The sequence below is a fragment of the Streptomyces sp. UH6 genome (assembly GCF_013421635.1).
Lineage (GTDB): Bacteria > Actinomycetota > Actinomycetes > Streptomycetales > Streptomycetaceae > Streptomyces > Streptomyces abyssomicinicus.
This window is the reverse complement of the sequence record NZ_JACADT010000221.1, coordinates 1-7,292: the sequence shown is the minus strand read 5'-3', so window position 1 is coordinate 7,292 and position 7,292 is coordinate 1. Positions and strand designations below refer to the sequence as shown.

The 7,292-nt window shown below is 72.0% G+C and carries 6 protein-coding genes; 3 read left to right on the top strand and 3 right to left on the bottom strand.

Translation table 11 applies throughout. The annotated features are described in order from the left end of the window. Window positions 1-544: NAD-binding protein (locus HW445_RS13465; protein WP_180221261.1), on the bottom strand; the 544-nt coding region annotated here is incomplete at its 3' end. Between the two features lie 251 nt (window positions 545-795). On the opposite strand from HW445_RS13465, the gene HW445_RS13460 reads away from it, so the two are divergent. Beyond that, the gene (locus HW445_RS13460; protein WP_180221260.1) at window positions 796-1,842 is read left to right on the top strand and encodes an ABC transporter substrate-binding protein; all 1,047 of its coding nucleotides are present in this window, start codon (window positions 796-798) and stop codon (window positions 1,840-1,842) included. A 156-nt stretch (window positions 1,843-1,998) separates the two neighbouring features. Here HW445_RS13460 and HW445_RS13455 read toward each other — a convergent pair whose 3' ends face one another. Further along, window positions 1,999-3,756, bottom strand: a complete 1,758-nt coding sequence (locus HW445_RS13455; protein ID WP_180221259.1) for a family 20 glycosylhydrolase — start codon at window positions 3,754-3,756, stop codon at window positions 1,999-2,001. Between the two features lie 210 nt (window positions 3,757-3,966). Between HW445_RS13455 and HW445_RS13450 the strand changes: the two genes are divergently transcribed. After that, window positions 3,967-4,224, top strand: coding sequence for a hypothetical protein (locus HW445_RS13450; RefSeq protein WP_151775005.1), 258 nt, complete (start codon window positions 3,967-3,969; stop codon window positions 4,222-4,224). A gap of 14 nt (window positions 4,225-4,238) precedes the next feature. Then, on the top strand, window positions 4,239-6,053 hold the full coding sequence (gene glmS / locus HW445_RS13445) for a glutamine--fructose-6-phosphate transaminase (isomerizing) (RefSeq protein WP_180221258.1): 1,815 nt from the start codon (window positions 4,239-4,241) through the stop codon (window positions 6,051-6,053). A gap of 313 nt (window positions 6,054-6,366) precedes the next feature. Here the strand turns inward: glmS and HW445_RS13440 are convergent, their stop codons facing one another. Next, a complete protein-coding gene (locus HW445_RS13440) occupies window positions 6,367-6,897 on the bottom strand; it encodes a universal stress protein (protein WP_180221257.1) in 531 nt (176 codons plus the stop codon). Window positions 6,898-7,292 lie beyond the last annotated feature (395 nt).

Genomic DNA, 7,292 nt, shown 5'->3' with positions numbered 1-7,292 from the left:
TGTCGGCCACCGCGGTGGCGGCGAGGGCGGGGGCCGCGGTGTCGGCGTCGGAGAGCACCGTGGTGGAGGCCTCCAGGGTGGCCCGGTCCAGGGCGGGTTCGGCCACCAGGGCGGCCTGGTCGAGGAGTTCCTCCATGTACTGGCCGAGCTTGCGGTTGTACATCCGCAGCACCAGCCGGACCGAGGGGTTGAGGCGGCGTGCGGCGAGCGCGGCGCGCAGGTTGGTCTCGTCGTCCTCGTAGAGCAGGGCGATGGCGGTGGCGCGCTCCACCCCGGCCTCGGTGAGCACGTCCTCGTCCGGCCGTGCGGCGTGCAGTTCCAGGACGGGCGTACTGGGCCCGGCCCCCGAATCGTGGGGCCCCGCCTGGACGGAGGGCTGGCCGAACCGGCCGATCAGCGCGGCCGCCCGGGAGACGGTGGAGGCGAGTGTTCCGGTGTCCTCGGGCCGCTCCGCCGGCACCACCAGCACCACCCGTTGCCGGTACACGTCCCGCAGCTCCGCGGCCAGCCGCCGGGCCAGCCCGTCGTCCCCGCAGACCAGCATGTGCCGTTCCGTACGCGTCCGTTCGCCCTGCCTCGGCAGCGTCACCACGTGTACCCACCCCCCGCGCCCCCGCGCCGTCGCGTCCCGCACTGCGGACCGGCCCGACCCTAGCGCGGGCCGCCGGTACCGCCCCGCTCCGGCGCCACCGCGGGAAACAGTTCCGGTCACCCCCTGGACAAGCCCTGTTGAGGTTAGGCTAACCTTCCTGCGAATCGTCCGGCGGCTGTCCGCCCTGTTCGAAAGCAGTCACCATGTCCCAGGTCCGTGCTTCCCTCCCCACCCGCCGCGGCATCCTGGCTGCGGGCGGTGTTCTCGGTCTCGGCGCCGTCCTCGCCGCGTGCGGCGACGACGACACGTCGGCCAAGGGCGGTTCGGACAAGGGCGCCGACGCCGCGTCCGGCCCGTGGTCCTTCAAGGACGACCGCGGCGAGACGGTGAAGCTCGACAAGGCGCCGAAGAACATCGTGGCGTTCACCGGTGCGGCCGCCGCGCTCCACGACTACGGCGTCCAGGTGAAGGGCGTCTTCGGCCCGACCACGACCAAGGACGGCAAGCCCGACGTCCAGGCCGGCGACATGGACGTCTCCAAGGTCGAGGTCATCGGCAACGTCTGGGGCGAGTTCAACGTCGAGAAGTACGCGGCCCTCAAGCCGGACCTCCTCGTCTCCACCATGTTCGACGGCGCGGGCACCCTCTGGTACGTCCCGGAGGAGTCCAAGGACCAGATCGCCAAGTTCGCCCCGAGCGTCGGCGTCTCCGTCTTCGACGTGCAGCTGACGCAGTCGCTGGAGCGCATGGCCGCCCTGGCCGAGGCGCTGGGCGCCGACATGAAGGCCGCCGCGGTCGTCGAGGCGAAGAAGAAGTTCGAGGATGCCGCCGCGCGCCTGAAGGCCGCCGCCAAGGCCCGGCCCGAGATCAAGGTCCTGGCCGGTTCCGCCTCCGCCGAGCTGTTCTACGTCTCCACCTACAACCTCTCGATCGACCTGGAGTACTACAAGGCCCTCGGCGTGAACATCGTCGAGCCGGACGCCAAGGCCATCGAGGAGAGCGGCGGCTGGTTCGAGAGCCTGAGCTGGGAGAACGTCGACAAGTACCAGGCCGACGTGATCATCATGGACGACCGCGCGCAGGCCATCCAGCCCGCCGACATCGACGAGGCGACCTGGAAGAAGCTGCCCGCCGTCAAGGCCGGCCAGGTCATCGCCCGTTCGCCGGAGCCGATCCTGTCCTACGCCAAGTGCACGCCGCTGCTGAACAACCTCGCCGAGGCCATCGAGAACGCCAAGAAGGTGGCCTGACCCCTCGGCCCCCCGCCCGCACCCACCGCGGCCCGGCAGCCGCGTCGACGCCCCCCGGAGACGGTCCTCCGGGGGGCGTCCGCAGTCCCGCCCTCCACCGAGGCCCCCGGCCCCGGGGCGTCCCGTGTCAGGCGGAAGGCCCCGGGACGTCCCGTGTCAGCCGGAAGGCCACGGGACCTGCGGGGAGCGGTGGTACGCCACCCCCATCGCGTCCCACCGCGGCGCCTGCGCGGCGAGCCGTTCCCGGTAGCCCTCCCAGCCGTGGGCGGACGCCGGTGACCAGCCCAGCTCGGCGATGCCCGGCAGCCGCGGGAACGCCATGAACTCCAGTTCCTGCGAGGTGGTGAGCGTCTCCGTCCAGAGCGGCGCCTCCACGCCCCGCACCGCGCTCTCCGGCACCCCGGACGCCGCCAGGTAGGTGCCCGGGTCCCAGTCGTAGGCGCGCCGGACCTCCACCAACCCGGCCCAGTCCAGTCCCAGCGGGGTGTCGGCGGTGTACTTCATGTCGAGGTACGCCCGGTCGGCCGGGGAGAGGATGATCCCGGTCCCGGCGCGGGCCGCCTCCGCCACCCGGTCCCGCTCGGCGGCGTCGGTGTCGTCGTAGCCCCAGTACTGCACGAGCGCGCCGGGCGCCGGTGCGGCGGCGGTCAGCTGGTGCCAGCCGATCACCGTCTTGCCGTACGCGGCGACGACCGGCTGGACCCTCGCCATGAAGGCGGCGTAGTCCTCGTCCGGGGTGGAGTGGGCCTCGTCGCCGCCGATGTGGAGGTACCGGCCGGGGGTGAGCGCGGCGACCTCCCGGATCACGTCCTCGACGAAGTCGTAGGTGGCCTCCTCGCCGACGCACAGCGAGGAGAAGCCCACCTCGATCCCGGTGTACGGCGGCGGAGCCACGCCGTCGCAGTTCAGCTCCGGGTAGGAGGTGAGCGCCGCGTTGGTGTGGCCCGGCACGTCGATCTCCGGGACGACCTCCAGGTGGCGGGAGGCGGCGTACGCGACGATCTCCCGGTACTGGTCCTTCGTGTAGTACCCGCCGGGCGTGCCGCCGACCTCGGTGGCGCCGCCGACGGCGGTCAGCCGCGGCCGGGAGTCGATCGCCAGCCGCCAGCCCTGGTCGTCGGTGAGGTGCAGGTGCAGGGTGTTGATCTTGTACAGGGCGAGCTGGTCGATGTACCGCTTCACCTGGTCGACGGTGAAGAAGTGGCGCGCCACGTCCAGGTGCGCGCCGCGGTAGGCGTAGCGCGGGCGGTCCTCGACCACACCTCCGGGCACCTTCCACGGGCCGGGCCGGACCTCGCGCGACTCCACCTCGGCGGGGAGCAGCTGGCGCAGGGTCTGCACGCCGTGGAACAGCCCGGCGGGCCGCAGGGCGGTCACGGTCACCCCGGAGCGGCCGCTGGTGAGCCGGTAGCCTTCCTCGCCCCAGGGGCCGTCCGCGAGCCGCAGCCGGATGCCGCCGGAGCCCTCCTCACCCGGGCCGTCGCCCAGGCCGTCGCCCGGGCCGTCATCCAGGTCCTCCCCCTGACTCTCCTGACTCGCCCCCGGCTTCTCACCCGTGCCGGTGACCGCGAGGCCCGTGCCGGTGACCGGGAGGCGGTAGCCGGTGGAAGGCCGCAGCAGCCCGGCGAGGTACTCGCCGATCCCCCGCACCTCCGGCGTGTCCTGGACGAGGATCCGGGTGCCGCGGGTGATCCGGTACGGCGAGCCGCCCGGTTCCGCCGACACCGGCACCGGCACCAGCGCGCCGAATCCACCGGTCGGCGCGTCCGCACCGTCGGCGCCGGCGCCGGGGTCGGGGCCCGTGCCGGGGCCGGTCCCGCGCACGGGCGCCGCTCCGGCGGATCCGCCGGCCGCCACCGTCAGGAGCAGCAGCGAGGCCGCCAGCCGTAAGGCCGTGTGCCGTTGTCCCGCCATGGTCGGTCCCCTCCTCGGACTCGTTCCTGTGCGTTCGGATGCGCTGGACCCTGGACCGGAAAGAAGGTCTGGACCACACCCTCCCCATACGGGAGGTGCGACAATCCCCTCACGCGCCCTCCTGTGTCGTCGCACACCCGAAGGGCAGAATCCTGCCCGATATCGGGCAGGATTGTTGCGGAAGCCATTCGTCGTATCGGAGGATCAGGCATGCACGACGAACTCGTCGATCATTTGACGCGGTCCTCCTCGCTGACCCGGGGCGAGGCCGTTCGGGTGATCCAGGACGTTCTCGCCTACTTCGACGAGACGACCGAGGACTACGTCCGTCGCCGCCACCGCGAGCTCCAGGCACAGGGCCTGGTGAACGCGGAGATCTTCACGAGGATCGCGGCGGACCTCCAGTACCGCGCGGTGGCGCCGCCGGAGCTCTCGCTCCGGCAGCTCCGCCGCATCGTCTATGGCTGAGGGAACCCAACCACATGTGCGGAATTGTCGGCTACATCGGCAAGCGTGACATCGCCCCGCTGCTCCTCGAGGGCCTCGCGCGCCTCGAGTACCGCGGTTACGACTCGGCGGGCATCGCCGTCACGGCCCCCAAGGGCGGGCTGAAGATGGTCAAGGCCAAGGGCCGCGTCCGCGAGCTCGAGGCGAAGGTACCGGCCCGCTTCAAGGGCACGGCCGGCATCGCCCACACCCGTTGGGCGACCCACGGCGCGCCGTCCGACGAGAACGCGCACCCGCACCTCTCCGCCGACGAGAAGGTCGCCGTCGTCCACAACGGCATCATCGACAACGCCTCGGACCTGCGCCGGAAGCTGGAGGCCGACGGAGTCGAGTTCCTCTCCGAGACCGACACCGAGGTCCTCACCCACCTGATCGCCCGTTCCCAGGCCACCACCCTGGAGGACAAGGTCCGCCAGGCGGTCCGCCTGATCGAGGGCACCTACGGCATCGCCGTGCTGCACGCCGACTTCCCGGACCGGATCGTCGTCGCCCGCAACGGCTCGCCCGTCGTCCTCGGCATAGGCGAGAAGGAGATGTTCGTCGCCTCGGACATCGCCGCGCTGGTCACCCACACCCGCCAGGTCGTCACCCTCGACGACGGCGAGATGGCCACCCTCACGGCGGAGGACTTCCGCACCTACACCACCGAGGGCACCAGCACCTCGGCCGAGCCGACCACCGTCGAGTGGGAGGCCGCCTCCTACGACATGGGCGGCCACGACACCTACATGCACAAGGAGATCCACGAGCAGGCCGACGCCGTGGACCGCGTGCTGCGCGGCCGCATCGACGACCGGTTCTCCACCGTGCACCTGGGCGGCCTCAACCTGGACGCCCGCGAGGCGCGCCAGATCCGCCGCGTGAAGATCCTCGGCTGCGGCACCTCGTACCACGCGGGCATGATCGGCGCCCAGATGATCGAGGAGCTGGCCCGCATCCCCGCGGACGCCGAGCCGGCCTCCGAGTTCCGCTACCGCAACGCGGTGGTCGACCCCGACACCCTGTACGTCGCCGTCTCCCAGTCCGGCGAGACCTACGACGTGCTGGCCGCGGTCCAGGAGCTCAAGCGCAAGGGCGCCCGCGTCCTCGGCGTGGTCAACGTGGTGGGCTCCGCCATCGCCCGCGAGTCGGACGGCGGCATCTACGTCCACGCCGGCCCCGAGGTCTGCGTGGTCTCCACCAAGTGCTTCACCAACACCACGGTCGCCTTCGCGCTGCTCGCCCTGCACCTGGGCCGCACCCGTGACCTCTCCGTCGCCGACGGCAAGCGGATCATCGCCGGTCTGCGCCGCCTGCCGGAGCAGATCAACGAGATCCTCAAGACCGAGGACGAGATCAAGGAGCTGGCGCAGGAGTTCGCCGACGCCCGCTCCATGCTCTTCATCGGCCGCGTCCGGGGCTACCCGGTGGCCCGTGAGGCCTCCCTGAAGCTCAAGGAGGTCTCGTACATCCACGCCGAGGCCTACCCGGCCTCCGAGCTGAAGCACGGCCCGCTGGCCCTGATCGAGCCGGCCCTGCCGACCGTCGCGATCGTGCCGGACGACGACCTGCTGGAGAAGAACCGCGCCGCCCTCGAGGAGATCAAGGCCCGCAGCGGCAAGATCCTCGCGGTCGCGCACCAGGACCAGGAGAAGGCCGACCGGACCGTCGTCGTCCCGAAGAACGAGGACGAGCTGGACCCGATCCTGATGGGCATCCCGCTGCAGCTGCTCGCCTACCACACGGCGCTCGCGCTGGGCCGGGACATCGACAAGCCGCGCAACCTGGCCAAGTCGGTCACCGTCGAGTAGCCGACGGGCCCGGGGCCGACGCCCCTGGAACGACGAAACGGTCCCTGTGCGCCACCATGCACAGGGACCGTTCCCTTGACCGGGCCGGAGCCGCCCGAATCCCCCGGCCCTGGCTGCCGTTCGCGGTGGCCGTCACCCCACGGCGGCGGGCAGCCGGTTTCCGTGCGGGGTTCATTCCCTCGTGAGGACGCCGAACACGCCGTACGCGTCGGTAGCTTGGGCTCCGCCGTACACAACTCGGCCTGATGTCGACGGAGTTCGCGGGCACGCGGCGCAGACCGCCCCGCGCTCAGGCAATCACGCCGCGCCGCGCTCAGGGAATGACGACCACGGGCCGCTGCGCCCGCTTGGCCAGGCGGCCCGCGACCGAGCCGAAGACACGGCTGAGCATCCCGTGCGTGGAGCCCACCACGATCGCGTCGGCCTCGTACTCCCGGCCGACCTCCTCCAGCTCGTGGCAGATGTCCCCGCCGCGCTCCACCAGGATCCACGGCAGCTCGGCCAGGAAGTCCGCACAGGCGAGTTCGAGCCCCAGCACCTCGGTGCGGTGGTCCGGCACGTCCACGAAGACGGGCGGCTCGCAGCCGGCCCAGACGGTGGTCGGCAGGCGGTTGGCGACGTGGACGATGATCAGCCCCGAGCGGGACCGGGCCGCCATGCCCACGGCGTAGGCGAGGGCGCGCTCACTGGACGTGGAGCCGTCGAACCCGACGACCACCCCGTGCTTGAAGGCGGGATCGCAAGGGCGGGGGCGCACCTCGTCCGCCGCCAGGGGATCGGACGCCGTGGGTTCGGCGACCGGCGGCTTGCGGTCCGCGGGATCGGTGTATTCGTGACCGGCCATGGCTGTCTCGGCGTTGTGATCCTCTTCGGGTGACGTGAGCGGCGGAGCTGTGTCCGGGATTCGTCTTCCCGTCCCCATACCCTCCAGGGTACGGCGGCAAGCGTCCCCGGCTCATTTTCTGCGGGTCCCGGCATGAGTTCCGCAGGTCCGGACGGGTACCGGCAGGTGCCGGTGGCAAGGCTTCCTCCCGGGCGCCCGCTCCGCACGGCCCACCGGGATCCTCCGGAGCATGCACGAGGCACCACCCCCCGCGCAACGTTGCCTGCCCCGTACAGGCGGTTCCCCGCCCCCTGACGGCGGGCGGCTGGGCCGAACAGGGGACGGCCGGGGTTCCCCCCGGACCTCGGCCGGGGTACACCGCGCGCCCGGTCGGACCGGCGGTCCCCCACAGCCGG